Origin of the sequence: Arthrobacter sp. E44 (assembly GCF_041877125.1) — a bacterium.
GTDB lineage: Bacteria > Actinomycetota > Actinomycetes > Actinomycetales > Micrococcaceae > Arthrobacter.
The window spans coordinates 166,418-182,497 of the sequence record NZ_JBHDJA010000003.1 but is presented as its reverse complement, the minus strand read 5'-3'; the positions used below and the strand labels follow the sequence as shown (position 1 = coordinate 182,497).

At 66.1% G+C, this 16,080-nt stretch carries 15 protein-coding genes and 1 pseudogene; 10 read left to right on the top strand and 6 right to left on the bottom strand.

The window, feature by feature from the left end:
* Positions 1 to 15 precede the first annotated feature (15 nt).
* The 4 genes from ACETK3_RS04645 to ACETK3_RS04630 form a co-directional block, all read right to left on the bottom strand.
* The gene (locus ACETK3_RS04645; protein ID WP_306968954.1) at positions 16 to 792 is read right to left on the bottom strand and encodes an amino acid ABC transporter ATP-binding protein; all 777 of its coding nucleotides are present in this window, start codon (positions 790 to 792) and stop codon (positions 16 to 18) included.
* Positions 789 to 1,748, bottom strand: a complete 960-nt coding sequence (locus ACETK3_RS04640; RefSeq protein WP_237428715.1) for an amino acid ABC transporter permease — start codon at positions 1,746 to 1,748, stop codon at positions 789 to 791. Before ACETK3_RS04640 ends, ACETK3_RS04645 begins: the two co-directional genes overlap by 4 nt.
* Positions 1,749 to 1,783: 35 nt before the next feature.
* On the bottom strand, positions 1,784 to 2,743 hold the full coding sequence (locus tag ACETK3_RS04635; protein ID WP_236799227.1) for an ABC transporter substrate-binding protein: 960 nt from the start codon (positions 2,741 to 2,743) through the stop codon (positions 1,784 to 1,786).
* Between the two features lie 243 nt (positions 2,744 to 2,986).
* A complete protein-coding gene (locus ACETK3_RS04630; protein WP_237428714.1) occupies positions 2,987 to 4,387 on the bottom strand; it encodes an isochorismate synthase MenF in 1,401 nt (466 codons plus the stop codon).
* A gap of 111 nt (positions 4,388 to 4,498) precedes the next feature.
* Here ACETK3_RS04630 and ACETK3_RS04625 point away from each other — a divergent pair, with 111 nt between their 5' ends.
* From ACETK3_RS04625 to ACETK3_RS04605, 5 genes and pseudogenes are all read left to right on the top strand, one after another.
* Complete coding sequence (locus ACETK3_RS04625; protein WP_236802912.1) at positions 4,499 to 5,275, top strand: demethylmenaquinone methyltransferase; 777 nt, start codon at positions 4,499 to 4,501, stop codon at positions 5,273 to 5,275.
* Positions 5,276 to 5,278: 3 nt separating this feature from the next.
* On the top strand, positions 5,279 to 6,619 hold the full coding sequence (locus ACETK3_RS04620) for a geranylgeranyl reductase family protein (RefSeq protein ID WP_237428713.1): 1,341 nt from the start codon (positions 5,279 to 5,281) through the stop codon (positions 6,617 to 6,619).
* Complete coding sequence (locus ACETK3_RS04615; RefSeq protein ID WP_236799224.1) at positions 6,616 to 7,716, top strand: polyprenyl synthetase family protein; 1,101 nt, start codon at positions 6,616 to 6,618, stop codon at positions 7,714 to 7,716. The genes ACETK3_RS04620 and ACETK3_RS04615 overlap by 4 nt, the downstream gene beginning before the upstream one ends.
* A 386-nt stretch (positions 7,717 to 8,102) precedes the next feature.
* A pseudogene (locus tag ACETK3_RS04610) lies at positions 8,103 to 8,189 on the top strand (hypothetical protein); the annotation flags it as partial.
* Positions 8,190 to 8,423: 234 nt separating this feature from the next.
* A complete protein-coding gene (locus ACETK3_RS04605) occupies positions 8,424 to 8,942 on the top strand; it encodes an endonuclease domain-containing protein (protein ID WP_237430531.1) in 519 nt (172 codons plus the stop codon).
* A 111-nt stretch (positions 8,943 to 9,053) separates the two neighbouring features.
* Here ACETK3_RS04605 and ACETK3_RS04600 read toward each other — a convergent pair whose 3' ends face one another.
* Both ACETK3_RS04600 and ACETK3_RS04595 read right to left on the bottom strand, forming a co-directional pair.
* The gene (locus ACETK3_RS04600; RefSeq protein ID WP_236799223.1) at positions 9,054 to 9,482 is read right to left on the bottom strand and encodes a hypothetical protein; all 429 of its coding nucleotides are present in this window, start codon (positions 9,480 to 9,482) and stop codon (positions 9,054 to 9,056) included.
* A gap of 52 nt (positions 9,483 to 9,534) precedes the next feature.
* Positions 9,535 to 10,188, bottom strand: a complete 654-nt coding sequence (locus ACETK3_RS04595) for a trimeric intracellular cation channel family protein (protein WP_237428712.1) — start codon at positions 10,186 to 10,188, stop codon at positions 9,535 to 9,537.
* 60 nt (positions 10,189 to 10,248) lie between these two features.
* On the opposite strand from ACETK3_RS04595, the gene ACETK3_RS04590 reads away from it, so the two are divergent.
* Genes ACETK3_RS04590 through ACETK3_RS04570 form a run of 5 tightly spaced genes read left to right on the top strand, consistent with a single transcriptional unit; the run spans position 10,249 to position 16,002 of the window.
* Positions 10,249 to 11,118 carry a sirohydrochlorin chelatase gene (locus ACETK3_RS04590; RefSeq protein ID WP_237428711.1) on the top strand — a complete coding sequence of 290 codons (870 nt, stop codon included), beginning with the start codon at positions 10,249 to 10,251 and terminating at the stop codon, positions 11,116 to 11,118.
* 54 nt (positions 11,119 to 11,172) lie between these two features.
* Positions 11,173 to 12,918 carry a nitrite/sulfite reductase gene (locus ACETK3_RS04585; protein ID WP_236799220.1) on the top strand — a complete coding sequence of 582 codons (1,746 nt, stop codon included), beginning with the start codon at positions 11,173 to 11,175 and terminating at the stop codon, positions 12,916 to 12,918.
* Entirely contained in the window at positions 12,918 to 13,646 is a 729-nt protein-coding gene (locus ACETK3_RS04580; RefSeq protein ID WP_236799219.1) for a phosphoadenylyl-sulfate reductase, read from the top strand. Before ACETK3_RS04585 ends, ACETK3_RS04580 begins: the two co-directional genes overlap by 1 nt.
* A complete protein-coding gene (gene cysD, locus ACETK3_RS04575; protein WP_237428710.1) occupies positions 13,643 to 14,587 on the top strand; it encodes a sulfate adenylyltransferase subunit CysD in 945 nt (314 codons plus the stop codon). Before ACETK3_RS04580 ends, cysD begins: the two co-directional genes overlap by 4 nt.
* Positions 14,587 to 16,002 (top strand): sulfate adenylyltransferase subunit 1, encoded by a 1,416-nt coding sequence (locus tag ACETK3_RS04570; protein WP_236799217.1) that lies wholly within the window; start codon positions 14,587 to 14,589, stop codon positions 16,000 to 16,002. The genes cysD and ACETK3_RS04570 overlap by 1 nt, the downstream gene beginning before the upstream one ends.
* Positions 16,003 to 16,080 lie beyond the last annotated feature (78 nt).

Genomic DNA, 16,080 nt, shown 5'->3' with positions numbered 1-16,080 from the left:
TCGGAAGCGTGAAACTCAGAGCACGCGGCTGAGGAACTCCTTGGTGCGGGCATGCTGCGGGTTGGCGATGATTTCGCGGGGATCGCCCGATTCCACCACCACGCCTCCGTCCATGAACGTCAGCGTGTCACCCACCTCGCGGGCGAAGCCGATCTCGTGGGTGACCACGATCATGGTCATGCCCGACTTGGCCAGGTCCTTCATCACGTTCAGGACGTCGCCCACCAGCTCCGGGTCTAGCGCCGAGGTGGGCTCGTCGAAAAGCATGAGCTCCGGCTCCATGGCCAGGGCCCGGGCGATGGCGACGCGCTGCTGCTGGCCGCCGGAGAGCTGGGAGGGGTAGTGGCCGGCGCGGTCGCCCAGCCCCACCCGGTCCAGCAGCTCAAGGGCACGCTTCTGCGCTTCAGCCTTCGACTGGCCCTTCACGTGGACCGGCGCTTCCATGACGTTCTGGAGCGCGGTCTTGTGCGGGAACAGGTTGAACCGCTGGAACACCATGCCGATTTCGCGGCGCTGGGCGGCGATTTCCTTGGTTTTCAGGTCGTGGAGCTTGCCGTTGACCTCGCGGTAGCCGATCAGCTGGCCACCAACGGAGATCCGCCCGGCACTGATGCTTTCCAGGAGGTTCACGCAGCGCAGCATGGTGGACTTGCCCGAACCCGAGGGCCCGATCACCACTGACACTTCGCCCTGGTTGACGGTCATGTCGATGCCCCGAAGCACATGGTGGTGCCCGTAGTACTTGTGCAGGCCTTCGATCTTGACCAGCGGCTTTTCTGCTGTGATCGTCATCGTGCACTCTCCTCGGGGAAGTCCGTCTTCATTGAGTGGTGCGCGTCAGCACCCGCGCCGGCGGCTTTGGCTGCGGCCGGATTGACCGCTGCCGGGGCCAGGTTGTCCACACCCTTGCCGTAGTACGCCTCGATGAAGTGCTGGCCCACCATCAGGATGCTGGTAATCACCAAGTACCAGATGGCGGCAACGATCAGCAGCGGAACCGGCAGATAGGTTCGGTTCGCCAGGGCATTGGTGGCGAACGTCAGGTCCAGCGTGAATGGAACCGCGAGTACCAGCGACGTGGTCTTCAGCATGCCGATGGTTTCGTTGCCCGTGGGAGGAACGATGATCCGCATGGCCTGCGGCAGGATGATCCGCCACATGATCTTGCCCTTGGACATGCCCAGCGCCTCGGCGGCTTCCTGCTGGCCCTTGTCCACGGACTTAAGGCCGGCGCGGAAGATCTCCGCCAGGTAAGCGGACTCGTTGAGGCCTAGGCCGAGGATTGCAGCGACGGTCGCGTTGACCACACTCGCCGTATCAAGGCTGAAGAGCTCGGGTCCGAACGGGACACCTGCGCTGATCTTTGGATAAAGAACTGCGATCAGGCCCCAAAAGACCAGTTGGGTGTACACGGGTGTGCCGCGGAAGAACCACACCCATACCCAGCTGGACCAGCGGAACACCGGGTTGTCGGACTGTCGCATGACTGCCAGCAGGATGGCCAGGACAATCGCCAGAACCATCGATGCCACGGTCAGCAGCAGGGTCCAGCCCACGCCCTGGACAACCTTCACGTCCAGGATGTAGGTGCCCACAATGTCCCAACGGAAGTTGGGGTTGGTGAACAGGCTCTGAAGCAGGCCTGCGACCAGGAGGAGGATGATGGCGGCGCTGATCCATCTTCCGGGGTGGCGAACCGGTACTGACTTGTTCAGTACCGGTTCATCCCGGTGTTGATGGTGTTCCATGTGCACGCCTGACTTGTCGTCGGTAACGCGAAAACTCAAGACTTAACCGCCGGGTTGACCTCGGACTTGGTGATGGCGCCCTCGGCGTTGCCCCAGCCTTCGAGGATCTTCTTGTAGGAGCCGTCTTCCATCAGCTTGGTGACGGTCTTCTGGATGACCTCGGCCCAGGCGGTGTCGGACTTGGCCACCGCGATCCCCTGCGGAGCGGAATCGTAGACGTCGCCCAGCTTCTCCAACTGGCCGTTGGTCTGGGTCAGGGCGTAGCCGATGATGGGGGAGTCCGCGGCCATGGCGTCGATGCTGCCGTTGACCAGGCGGGTGGTGACATCCGTCTGGTTCTTCAGGGTGACGATGTCGATGGGCTTCTTGCCGTCGGCCACGCACTTCTTGTTGCGGTCGGCCAGATCCGGGTCTTCCTGGACGGTGCCGGTCTGGACGCCGATGGACTTGCCGCAGACATCATCGAGGGAGAACTTGTTCGGGTTGCCCTTCTTCACGGCCCATGCGGTGCCGGCGTTGAAGTAGCTGACCATGTTCACTGCGCCCAGTCGCTCCGGGTTGATGGTGAACGAAGAGATGCCCAGGTCGTACTTGGGGCCGAGGGCCGGGAGGATGCCGGTGAACTCCGCGGTCTGCACCTGGACCTTGAGGCCCAGGGTGGCACCGATGGCCTTGGCGATGTCCACGTCGTAGCCAACCGGAGTCTGACCGTCCGGACCCAGGAATTCGGCGGGGGCGTAGCTGGTGTCGGAGCCGACCGTGATGGTGCCCTTGGACTTGATGGAGTCCGGGACCATGGCGGCGAGGGCATCGTCCTTCTTGACCGTGGTGGGATCAAAGCTGGCGCTGGCGCTGGCGTTGCCTGAAGAGGTGGCCGCGCTGGAGGGACCCGTTTCCGAGGCGTTCGTGCATGCTGAGAGGGCCAGGGCGCTGATGGCGATCATAGTGGCAGCGGTCAGCTTGGAGGTGCCCAGGAGGGTACGGGGAGTCTGCATTTCTTACCTTTTGTTGCAGGGGCTATGAGGTACTAACGCGGCTTATAGTGTAACGCTCAACAAGAGAGGTACGTCACACGCAACTAAGTTTCACTATTGGATAACTGTAGCGGGGGCAAAATCAAGCCTTCCAGAGCGGGAGCAGTCTGTCATTCCAGACTCCTTACCCAACTGGCTAGCAGTTAATGTCGTTTAGGGGGCTCAAAACGACATTAACTGCGACCTAGTTGGGGGCGCGAAACGTCAGCTGCTGATGCCCAGCGACTCCAGCATCGGCCGGAACTTGGCCCAGGTCTCCGCCAGTTCGGCCTCTGGTTGTGAACCGTCAACAATGCCGCAGCCGGCATACAGCCGTACCGTCTCAGGGGACTCAATGACCGCGCCCCGCAGGGCGATGCCCCATTCACCGTTTCCGGCCGCATCAAGCCAGCCCACCGGCCCCGCATACGGGCCGCGGTCCAGGTGCTCGAGCTTGCGGATCAGTTCTCCGGCCACCGCCGTGGGCGTTCCGCACACGGCGGCCGTTGGGTGCAGGGCGTTGATCAGGGCGAGGCACGTGGGGACGTGCCCCTCCACCTCGGTCAGTTCCGCCTTGACGTCGGAGGCCAGGTGCCACACGTTGGGCAGCTCCAGGATGAACGGCTCGTCGTGGGCATTCATGGCCTCGGAGAAGGGTGCCAGCTGCCTGGTGAGGGACTGGATGGCGATCTCGTGCTCGTGCCGCTGCTTATCGGAACCCGCGAGCACCCGCGTCGCGTAGTCCATCGGGGAGCCGTCCTCGCCGTGCGCGTCCCGGCGGTCAAGGGTGCCGGCCAGCACCCGGGCCTGGGCGGTGCGTCCCTCCACCTGGATCAGCATCTCCGGCGTTGCGCCCACGAGTCCGTCCACGCCGTAGGTCCAGCATTCGCGGTACCTCGCGGCGAGCTCGCGCAGGACATCCGCGGCATGTACGCCGGACGGAATAGTTGCCACCACATCCCGTGCAAGCACCAGTTTCTCGAGCGCGCCGGTTCGGATTTCCTCAACCCCGGCGGCGACGGCATCCATCCACGCTTCCTCGCTGAGCGAGCCCGTGTGCAGTGTTGCGCCGGCGGCCAGGGGGAGGGGGCGTACGACGGCGCCGCCCGCCGTACCGGGCATGTCACCAACTGAAGCGTCCCCGGGGGAGTCCGCTGCCGCCGTCGTGCCTTCTTCGACCGGGGAGCCGAGGGAACCACTGCTGAGCCAACGGTCCAGCGCGGCGAGGGCCGTCTCTTCGGTGAGCGGGCCGCCGTCGAACGCCAGTTGGGTGAGCCAGGCCTGGTTGTCCCGCACGCCCACCACAATTTCCGGCACGATCAGCCGGGACTCGTGGGCGGAAGTCTTGGAAAAAGCAAAGGAGCCGAAAGCCACGGGACCGGTTCCCGGCAACTCCACGGAATCCGTGACGTCTGCCTCAAGGACCAGGTGCCGCCACCAGATGTCCGCCTCCAGGAAGCGGTCGGGGCCCGTGGCGGTGAAGCGCGCTATCTCGCCGAAGCCCGCCAGGCCGGCTTCGCGGCGGGTCCAGCACAGGACGTCGTCCCGGACCAAAAACGAAGGCAGCCCCCCGGGGAACGCTTTGCCATCCAGGGGGACTGTCAAGGTGCGGAACGTGCTCGTCATGATGAGACAACACTACTCCCGCGTAGAGTCCCCCCTTCCCGGCGCCCCGCGGGAACCGGGCGTGCAGCAGGGCTGGTCAGGACCGTCGGGAACATTTGAGACAATGTCATGGTGAACCGAGCATCCTTGGATAAGCGTCCGGACGAAGTAGCCACGATGTTTGACGACGTCGCACCGAAATACGACGTCGTCAACGATGTCCTCTCCATGGGGCAGACCCGCCGCTGGCGGAAGATCGTGGTGGATGCCATGGAAGTCTCCAAGGGCCAGCGGGTCCTGGATCTGGCAGCGGGAACCGGCACCTCCAGTGAGCCATATGCCGATGCCGGCATAGACGTGGTGGCCTGCGACTTCTCGCTTGGAATGCTCAAGGTGGGCAAGCGCCGCCGCCCGGATATCGACTTCGTGGCCGGTGACGCCACCAACCTGCCGTTCGCCGACAACACCTTTGACGCCACCACCATCTCCTTCGGCCTGCGCAATGTGAACGAGCCCAAGAAGGCGCTGCAGGAGATGCTGCGCGTCACGAAGCCCGGCGGCCGCCTGGTGATCGCCGAGTTCTCGCAGCCGGTGGTTCCGCTGTGGCGCACCATGTACACCGAATACCTGATGCGGGCCCTGCCGGCCATCGCCACCAAGGTTGCCTCCAACCCGGATGCATACGTGTACCTCGCCGAGTCCATCCGGGCCTGGCCGGACCAGGACCACCTGGCCGCCTGGCTGCAGGAGAGCGGCTGGGAGAAGGTCACCTACCGCAACCTCACGGGTGGCATCGTTGCCGTCCATCGGGCATTCAAGCCTGCCGATTCCTCGCCTGAGGGCGCTGCCGCCGCCATCGCCGCGCACAAGGGCCCGGTGGCCAAGCTGCGCCGCAACATCGTCCGCTGACCTGTGAAGGTATTGATTGTCGGCGCGGGTCCGGCCGGATCCACTGCCGCGTACTACCTCGCCAAGGCTGGCCTGGACGTTACGGTCCTGGAAAAGACTGCGTTTCCGCGTGAGAAGGTCTGCGGTGACGGTCTGACGCCCCGCGCCGTCCGCGAGATCCAGAAGCTCGGCCTGCCCCACCCGGAAGGTGAGGGCTGGCGGCGCAACAAGGGCCTGCGCCTGATCGCCGGCGGCCGCACCATCGAGCTGCCCTGGCCCGAGGTCTCCGACTTCCCGCAGTACGGCCTCATCCGCACCCGGCTGGGCTTCGACGAGGAACTGGCCCGCCACGCTGAGTCGGCCGGTGCCACCATCCTTGAGCGGCACAGTGTCACCGATGCCCTTAAGAACGACGCCGGCCGCGTCACCGGAGTCCGCGCAGCGCTCCTTGACGAGGCCGGGCGCAAGACGGGGGAGACGCGCGAGTTTAGCGCCGACGTCGTCCTAGCCGCCGACGGAAACTCCACCCGCACATCGGTGTCCCTGGGGATCCAAAAGCGTGACGACCGCCCGCTCGGCGTCGCCGTCCGCACCTACTTCACCTCCCCGCGCACCGACGACGACTGGATGGAAGGCTGGCTGGAGCTTCCCGGCCGCGACGGCAAGCTGCTGCCCGGCTACGGCTGGGTGTTTGGCGTGGGCGACGGCACCTCCAACGTGGGCCTGGGCATCCTGAACTCCTCCAAGGATTTCGGCAAGCTGGACTACAAGCAGGTCCTGCGCGAATGGACCGCCGGAATGCCGCAGGAGTGGGGCTTCACCCGGGAGAACCAGGTGGGCGAGATCCGCGGCGCCGCGCTGCCCATGGGCTTCAACCGCACCCCGCACTACTCGCCCGGCCTGTTGCTTCTGGGTGACGCCGGCGGCATGGTGTCCCCGTTCAACGGCGAGGGCATCTCCTACGCCATGGAGTCCGCGCGGTTTGCGGCGGAGTTCATCATCGACGCTTCCTCGCGCTCGGCTGCTTCAGGCGGGACGTACGACGCCGATGCGCACCTTGCGCGGTACGCGGACTACGTGCGGGACCAGTGGGGCTCGCACTTCACGCTTGGGCGGGCCTTCGCCGCGCTGATCGGCAAGCCCGCCGTCATGAAGCTTGCGCTGCGCACCGGCATGCCGATTCCGGTGCTGATGCGGTTCGTGGTCCGGCTTCTTGCCAACCTCACGGACCCCTCCGCGAAGGGCTTCGAGGACCGGGTGATCCGCGTGCTGGAATCGCTGGTTCCGGCCACAAGTAATACATCCACTGTCCCGCCAGCTTCGAACCAGCGGTATCCGCAACAAAAAGTTAGGGTTAACCCGTGACCAAATCCGCAGACCAGAGCTGGACGCACGCCGGGCACGGCCTGCCGGACTCCGAACCCAGCCTCAACACCACCGCGATCGCCACCGGACTCCAGCTGCCGGCAGGCTTTGCGGCTATTGCGGGGGACCCCGAACTGGGCCCGGCCATCACCACCAACCTGGCCAAGGTGGAGAAAAAACTCCGCGAAGCCATCGCCAACTCGGACCCCCTTGCTGACGCAACGTCGCGCCACCTGGTGGAGGCCGGCGGCAAGCGGATCCGGCCCCTGCTGACCCTGCTCTGCGCCCACCTCGGGGACGCATCCCTGCCCGCCGTGGTGCAGTCCGCCGTCGTGGTTGAACTGACGCACCTGGCAACCCTGTACCACGACGATGTCATGGACTCCGCCCCGTTCCGGCGTGGTGCCCCCACGGCCCACGAGGTGTGGGGCAACTCCGTGGCCGTCCTGACCGGTGACCTCATCTTTGCCCGGGCATCCATCCTGGTGTCCGAACTGGGCGGCCGCGCGCTGGGCATCCAGGCCCGCACCTTCGAGCGGCTGTGCCTCGGCCAACTGCACGAAACCGTCGGTCCGCGGCCGGACGAGGACCCCATCGAGCATTACCTCTCAGTGATCGCGGACAAGACCGGTTCCCTGGTTGCCGCCTCCGGCCAGTTCGGGGCGATCTTCTCCGGCGCTGACGAGGCCTATGAAAACGTCCTGGTGGAGTACGGCGAGAAGGTGGGCGTGGCCTTCCAGCTGGCTGACGATGTCATTGACGTCACCGGGGTCAAAGTGAAGTCCGGCAAGTCCCCGGGAACGGACCTGCGCGAAGGGGTTCCCACCCTGCCCGTGCTGCTCCTGCGCAAGGCTGCCGCTGATGGCGACCAGTCCGCCGTCGACCTCTTGAAGCTCATCGACGGCGACCTGTCCTCCGACGAGGCACTGGCTGCCGCTGTCGCCGGGCTGCGCGAACACCCCGTGACCGCTGAGTCATGGGTGGTGGCGCGCCAGTGGGCCAGCGAAGCAATCGCCGCCCTGTCTCCGCTGCCGGAGGGCGTGGTCAAGGAGTCCTTGTCCAACTTCGCCCTGGCTGTGGTGGACCGCGCCAGCTGATTCCCGTTCGTTAGGAGCCCGGGACCTCTGGTGATTCGCTGGAGGGCCGGGCTTCTTCGCTTTAACGGGACAGCCCCGGCCCTCAGCAACCGAAGCTGCTGTGAACCGGGGCTATCTCTCCGTTCGCATCAGACCCGCCGGAGGCGTTTAGCGGATCCGTGAATAGCTTATGACAGCTTTGTCATAATGCGCAAGTCTCTCTTTACGTGATCTGTCACGGACTTTTCCTGCTTGCTCTGACGGTCGTGGGGCACATTGACGGCCTGAACCGCGAATGGGGCGAGATGGTACGGCGGGTTCGTGTCGAAGTGCCCCTCGACGGCACGTTGTCCACATGACAAAGTCCCGGGCTGACGCTTGCTCACGGCCAGCGCCATCGTTGAGCTGTGGAGATTGAGGATTTTCTGCGTGACAGGGGAGGCGTCCCCAGAACTGCGAGCATCAGCAAGGCTGGTATTCGCCGAACCCTTCTGGACAAGGCCTTGAAGGCGGGGCGCATAGTCCGGATTCGGCGGGGTGTTTACGCTCTGGCTGACGATGGAGGAGCGCTCGGCTTCGCGTTGAAGCACAATGCACACCTGACGGGTCTTTCAGCTGCCCCTCTTTACCAGCTGTGGACTCTGCAGAAGCCCAGCGTGCTCCATGTCAGCCCGGGCCACAAGAGTGCGGTGCCGGGAACGCTCCCCCACGGCAGGATCCTTCATCCAGTGCACCCCTGGCTTCCGGCGGCCGGTCTGGCAGACGTCCTGATGCACGCCTTGCGCTGCCTTCCGATGCTGGAAGCCCTGGTGATGGTGCAGTGTGCTGCGCAGCGAGGAAACATAACGGTGGACTTCCTGCGCTGGAAACTGCCCGGCAACCGCAATGCCCGCGCCAGGGCCGTCCTGGATTACGTCATTCCGCGTGCGGACTCGGTCTTGGAGGTACTGGCCAACTACCACCTCCGCGCGGCTGGGCTCAGTGTCCGCAGGCATGTGGAACTCGATGGTGTTGGCGAGGTGGACTTCCTGGTTGAGGACTGCCTTGTGGTGGAGACGGACGGCCAGACCCATCTGGAGCCGAAGCAAGTTAGGAAGGATCGGGCCCGCAACAACGCCACGGTGGTCGGCGGCCGGCTTTGCCTCAGGTTCAGCTATGCCGACGTCGTTCATCACCCAGAGCAGATGATGGCCCAGGTGCTTGCGGTACTTGAGCAGAGGAGGCGGGGAGCCTTCAGCGCGAGGTGAGTGCCGCCGTCGTGGGGCACTTGGGACGCCGCACCTGGGACTACGGGCTTAAGTTGCGGCGTGTCCGTGTCAATGTGCCCCACGAGCGAAGGGCGCCCGGGAAGGAGGGGCCTACTCTTCCTCTTCGTCCTCGAAGGCCCACTCGAACATGTCGAAGACGAACTCGGAGAAGGTCCCTTCCTCGGACTTCCACTGGCCGCGGGCGTTGTTGCGGCGGTAGACAATGGGGTCCGGCACGCTGAGGTCGCCTACGCGGAAGCCCCAGGTGTACTCCTCGTCCTCGTCCTCAAGGAACATCAGGAAGCCCTCGTCATCAACTTCGAGCTCGTCGGGGTCCCAGAAGTAGTGGTACGCCTCCATCAGGTCCTCGCAGCCGCCCAGGGCGAGGTAGAACTCGCGCAGGACCAGGGGAATCTGGAACTGGTGCTCGGCAAGCTGAGAGTCGAGTTCCCCGGGAGCCAGGCCGTCCTCTTCCTGCCATTCATCCTCGAGATACTTCGGAACAAGCGCTTTGAACTTCTCGAGGAACATGTCAGTCATGCTCATATCCTAGCCAATCCGGACCACCCCAGAATGCCAGCGACAACGGCCCTCACAGCCCCGAATCTGTGGCCCGCCGGTGCCACCCGCGCACGGCAAGGGGTGCCTGCCAGGACCGCCGCCAGGCGAGGACCCGGAACGTGAACACCAGCGCCGCAATCCCGGCTGCGGTCAGGACGTTGAACACGCCAAGGACCCACAGCACCGCCGTCAACGAGGAACCGAGGAATGCCGGCAGCGCGTAGATGTCCTTCGGGTTGAAGAGCTCCGGCACCTCATTGGCCGTGATGTCCCGGAGCAAACCGCCGCCCACCGCCGTCGTAACCCCCAACAGCACTGAAGCCACGGGATTCAACCCAGTGGCCAGCGCCTTGAGTGTGCCGGTCATGCAGAACAGGGCCAGGCCGGCGGCGTCGAACAGGATCAGCAGCGACGTGTACCGCTGCACGCTGGAGAACAGGAAGAACACCAGCACGGTGGCCAGCAGCGGCGGCGCCAGATAGGCCGGGTTGGTGAAGGCCGCGGGGACGATGGCCAGGATGATGTCGCGGATCACGCCGCCCCCAAGCCCCACCAAAGAGGCCAGCAGCAGCGACCCGACAATGTCGATCTGCTTCCGCGCAGCCAGCAGCGAGCCCGAGACGGCGAAGAAGAACACGCCCAGCAGATCCAGCCACACCGGGGAGTTGTCAAAGGCGAAGGTCATGGGGCGTCCTGGCATTTCAAAGAGGGCGGACAGGGCGGCTCCAACGTTACGCTAGCCCCTATGAACAGCCCCATCATGATCGCCTGCGCCCATGGGACTTCCAACGCACAGGGGGCCGCGGAGGTCAATGCCCTGCGCGCCGCCATCGCGGAACTGCGCCTCGGGCTTGATGTCCGCGAAGCGTACGTGGACGTCCAGCAGCCCGACCTCGTGGACGTGATGGCTGGCCTGCCGGAGGGGGAGCCCGCCGTGGTGGTGCCGCTGTTGCTGAGCGTTGGGTACCACGTGAAAGTGGACATCGCCCGCGCCGTGAAGAGCCGTCCCGGCAGCGCCGCGGCCGCCCCGCTCGGCCCCGATCCCCGTCTCGCGCAGCTGCTGGACCAGCGCCTCCGCGAGGCCGGCACCACGGACAACGACGTCATCGTCCTGGCCGCGGCGGGCTCGTCCAACCCCAACGCCGCAGTGAGCGTCGAGGAGCTGCTGGGCCAGCTGCGGGCATTGAGGTCCAACCGGATGGTGGCCGCCTATGGTGCCTCCGCCCAGCCTTCCGTGCCCGACGCCGTCGCCATGCTGCGCGAGGAGCTCGCCGGAGGTGCAGGGGCGGGGGAGTCCGCAGGAGCGGTCGACGTCGGCGGCCGCGTCGTGATTGCCTCGTATCTGCTGGCGCCGGGCTTCTTCCACGACCAGCTGGCCAAGGCGGGGGCCGACGTCGTCACCGAACCCCTGCTGCCGTCCCCGACACTCGCCGAGATTGCGCTGGACAGGTACGACGCCGCCGTCGCGAAGATGAACGAAACCCCCGCGGAAGCTGCTCCGCCAGGTCCCGCGCCAGCCCCGGCGGAGGCGCCCGACGCGGGGTCCCAGGATGCACAGCAGGGTGGCTTGTTCAAGGCCGTCCGGCGTTTCGTGACGAAATATTTCCCTAGGTGACTTAGCGTTTCCGGGCCTTTGTGACGCTATTCGGCGTCGCCCTACAGTCGATGCATGACTGATACAGCTCTAGCCGGAGCGTCCGCGGACTCAGCTGCCCCCAAGCGCCCCGCACGCCCGTCACGCCCCGCCGCGAAGCCGCACGGCCAGTGGAAAGTGGACGGCAAGACGCCGCTGAACGCCAACGAAACCTGGAAACAGGAAGACGACGGCCTGAACGTCCGCGAGCGTATCGAGACCATTTACGCCAAGGAAGGCTTCGACGCCATCCCCAGCCAGGACCTGCACGGCCGGTTCCGCTGGTGGGGCCTGTACACCCAGCGCAAGCAGGGAATCGACGGCGGCAAGACCGCCACGCTTGAACCGCACGAGCTCGAGGACAAGTACTTCATGCTGCGGGTGAGGATCGACGGCGGCGCGCTCACCACAGAGCAGCTGCGCGTGATCGGCCAGATCTCCGTGGACTTTGCCCGCGACTCTGCCGACCTCACCGACCGCCAGAACATCCAGCTGCATTGGATCCGGGTTGAAGACATTCCGGAAATCTGGAACCGCCTGGAAAGTGTTGGCCTGTCCACGACCGAGGCCTGCGGCGACGTGCCCCGCGTCATCCTGGGTTCGCCCGTGGCCGGCATTGCCAAGGACGAGATCATCGACCCCACCCCGCTCATCGCCGAGCTGGGGGAGCGGTTCATTGGCAACCCGCTGCTGTCCAACCTGCCGCGCAAATACAAGACCGCCATCACCGGCCACCCCAGCCAGGATGTGGTCCACGAGATCAACGACTGCGCATTCGTGGGCATTGAACACCCGGAACTCGGCGTTGGCTACGACCTCTGGGTGGGCGGCGCGCTGTCCACCAACCCCATGCTGGGCAAGCGCCTCGGCGCCTTCGTCCAGCCGGACCAGGCCGCCGACGTGTGGCTGGGCGTCACCAGCATCTTCCGCGACTACGGCTACCGCCGCATGCGCACCAAGGCCCGCCTGAAATTCCTGCTGGCCGACTGGGGTACGGAGAAGTTCCGCCAGGTCCTGGAGGACGAATACCTGGGCTACAAGCTGGCCGACGGCCCCGCCGCGCCCAAGCCTTCAACCCCCGGCGACCACGTGGGCGTGCACGAGCAGAAGGACGGCAAGTTCTTCATCGGTGCCACCCCGATCGCGGGCCGCCTTTCCGGATCCGGCCTGGTCAAGCTCGCGGACACCCTGGAGGCCCGCGGCTCCTACCGGCTGCGCACCACCCCGCACCAGAAGGTCGTGGTCCTGGACGTCGAGAAGGACCAGGTGGAGCCCCTGGTGGCCGAGCTCGACGCCCTGGGCCTCTCCGCCCGCCCGTCCGTGTTCCGCCGCGGCACCATCGCCTGCACCGGCATCGAGTACTGCAAGCTGGCCATCGTCGAGACCAAGTACACGGCCGCTACCGCCGTCGCCGAACTCGAACGCCGCCTCGCGGACCTCGCCGGCTCGGGCCAGCTGCCCGCGGCACTCTCCCTGCACATCAACGGCTGCCCCAACTCCTGCGCCCGCATCCAGACGGCGGACATCGGCCTGAAGGGCATGATGCTTCCAACGCCCGACGGCGACCCCTCCCCGGGCTTCCAGGTCCACCTTGGCGGCGGGCTGGCAAACAACGACCGAGAGGAAGCAGGCCTGGGCCGCACCGTCCGCGGCCTGAAGGTATACGTCGACGACCTGCCCGACTACGTGGAGCGCGTGGTCCGACGGTTCGTTGCCGACCGCGCCGAAGGCCAGACCTTCGCCGAATGGGCCCACACAGCAGACGAGGAGGCACTGCAGTAATGGCAAAGCATCTCGCACCCGCACCTGCCAAGCGCCCCACGGAGGAGCTTAAGGCACTGGCCGAGGCCGGCGCCGCCGAACTCGGCTGGGACGCCCCCGCGCGTGACGTGATCGCCTGGGTGGAGCGCAACTTCGAACTCCCCGCCGTCGCCGTCGCCTGCTCCATGGCTGACGCCGTCCTGCCGGCCCTGGTCGCGGACCAGATGCCCGGCGTCGACGTCCTGTTCCTGGAAACCGGCTACCACTTCCCGGAAACCTACGCCACGCGGGACGAGGTGGCCGCCAACCTCCGCGTCAACGTGGTGGACGTGCTTCCGGAGACCACCGTGGAGCAGCAGGACCGGCTCCTGGGCAAGGACCTGTTTGCCCGCGACGCTGCCCAGTGCTGCGCCCTCCGCAAAGTGGCGCCCCTGCAGCGCACCCTTGCCGGTTACGAACTCTGGTTTACCGGCGTCCGCCGCGACGAAGCACCCACCCGCACCAACACGCCTCTGGTCAGCTGGGACGAGAAGAACGGCCTGGTCAAGGTCAACCCGATGGCCGCGTGGACGTTCGACCAGCTGGTGCAGTACTCGGACGACAACCTCCTGCCCGTCAACCCGCTGCTTTCCCAGGGTTACCCCTCCATTGGCTGCCAGCCCTGCACCCGCAAGGTGGCGCCCGGCGAAGACCCCCGCGCCGGTCGCTGGGCAGGCTCCGACAAGACAGAATGCGGACTTCACGTATGAGCACTTCACTAACCGAGGAGACCCAGGTGACTGAGTCCGCCGTCTCAACCCGCCTCAGCAGTCTGGACACCCTGGAGTCCGAAGCGATCCACATCATCCGCGAGGTTGTTGCCGAGTTCGAGAAGCCTGCGCTGCTGTTCTCCGGCGGCAAGGACTCCGTCGTGATGCTGCACCTGGCCACCAAGGCGTTCTGGCCAGGCAAGGTTCCGTTCCCCGTGCTGCACGTGGACACCGGCCATAACTTTCCCGAGGTCATCGACTTCCGCGACCGCACGGTTGAACGGCTGGGCCTGAAGCTCGTGGTGGGCTCCGTGCAGGAGTTCATCGACCGCGGCGAACTCGCCGAACGTGCCGACGGCACCCGCAACCCGCTGCAGACCGTCCCGCTGCTGGACGCCATCCAGCAGAACAAGTTTGACGCCGTGTTCGGCGGCGGCCGCCGCGACGAGGACAAGGCCCGCGCCAAGGAACGCATCCTGAGCCTGCGCGACGAGTTCGGCCAGTGGGACCCGCGCAACCAGCGCCCCGAGCTGTGGAACCTGTACAACGGCCGGCACACGGTGGGCCAGCATGTCCGCGCGTTCCCCATCAGCAACTGGACCGAGCTGGACATCTGGCGCTACATCGAGCGCGAGAACATCGAACTGCCCGGCCTGTACTACGCCCACGAGCGCGAGGTCTTCGCCCGCGACGGCATGTGGCGCGCGGTGGGTGAAGTTTCCCAGCCCCGCGAGGGCGAGGAAGTCATCACCAAGACTGTCCGCTACCGCACGGTGGGAGACATGTCCTGCACCGGCGCCGTCGAATCCAATGCCTACACCGTGTCCGACGTGGTGGTTGAAGTCGCTGCCTCCACCCTGACCGAACGTGGCGCCACCCGCGCAGATGACCGCATCTCCGAGGCCGCCATGGAAGACCGCAAGAAGGACGGGTACTTCTAATGACCACGGAAACTGTTTTGTCCGGCGCTGCCGGTGGCCTGGAAACCGCCCTGCCCACCACACTCTTCCGGTTCGCCACGGCAGGATCGGTCGACGACGGCAAATCCACCTTGGTGGGCCGCCTTCTCCACGATTCCAAGGCCATCCTGGCTGACCAGCTTGACGCGGTCGCCCGCACCTCGGCTGACCGCGGCTTCGGCGGGGAAAAGGGCGGGATCGACCTGGCCCTGCTGACCGACGGCCTGCGCGCCGAGCGGGAACAGGGCATCACCATCGACGTGGCCTACCGCTACTTCGCCACCGACCAGCGCAGCTTCATCCTGGCCGACTGCCCCGGGCACGTGCAGTACACCAAGAACACCGTGACGGGCGCGTCCACCGCGGATGCCGTCGTCGTACTCATCGACGCCCGCAAGGGCGTGCTGGAGCAAACCCGCCGCCACCTGTCCGTGCTGCAGCTGCTGCGCGTGGCGCACGTGATCGTGGCCGTGAACAAGATCGACCTGGTGGACTTCAGCGAGTCGGTGTTCCGTGAGATCGAAGCGGATGTGCAGCAGGTGGGCCGCGAATTGGGCCTCGGCTCGGACGGGATCTCCGACCTGCTGGTGATCCCTGTCTCCGCGCTCGACGGCGACAACGTTGTGGAGCGCTCGGAGCGCACCCCCTGGTACACCGGTCCCGCACTGCTGGAGGTTCTGGAGACCCTTCCGGCCGCCGATGAACTCGAAAGCCACCTGGAAAGCTTCCGGTTCCCGGTGCAGCTGGTCATCCGGCCGCAGGGTGCCCTGGCACCGGACGCCGTGGCCGCCGGGCTGGACGCGGAGGCCTACCGCGACTACCGCGCGTACGCCGGCCAGATCACCGAAGGGTCGGTGAAGGTGGGGGACCAGGTGTCCGTCCTGACGCCCGGTCAGTCCCCGCGGACCACCACCGTGGCGGGCATCGACTTTGCCGGCGCCTCCCTGGAGGAAGCCGCCGCGCCGCAGTCGGTGGCCATCCGCTTGGCGGACGAGTTCGACGTCGCGCGCGGTGACACCATCGCCGCCGCCGGCACCGTCCGCGAAGCCTCCGCCGACCTGTACGCCGCCCTCTGCTGGCTCTCCCCGAAGCCGCTGCGCGAAGGGCAGAAGGTGCTGGTCAAGCACGGAACCCGCACCGTCCAGGCGATGGTCCGCAGCGTGTCCGGCAAGCTGGACCTGTCCACCTTCAAGCTCGAGGGCGCCTCCGGCCTGGAGCTCAACGACATCGGGCACGCCCAGCTGCGCCTCGCCGCACCGCTGCCGCTGGAGAACTACCTGCACCACCGCCGGACCGGCGCGTTCCTGGTCATCGATCCACTGGACGGCAACACGCTGGCCGCGGGCCTGGTCAAGGACCACCCGGGCGACCACGAGGACGAGCGCTACAGCATCTAGTTCGCACCGGAATCGCCTGAACCCTGCGGGGCCGCCGTATCGTTACGGCGGCCCCGCTGCGTTTCCGGCGATTTCACG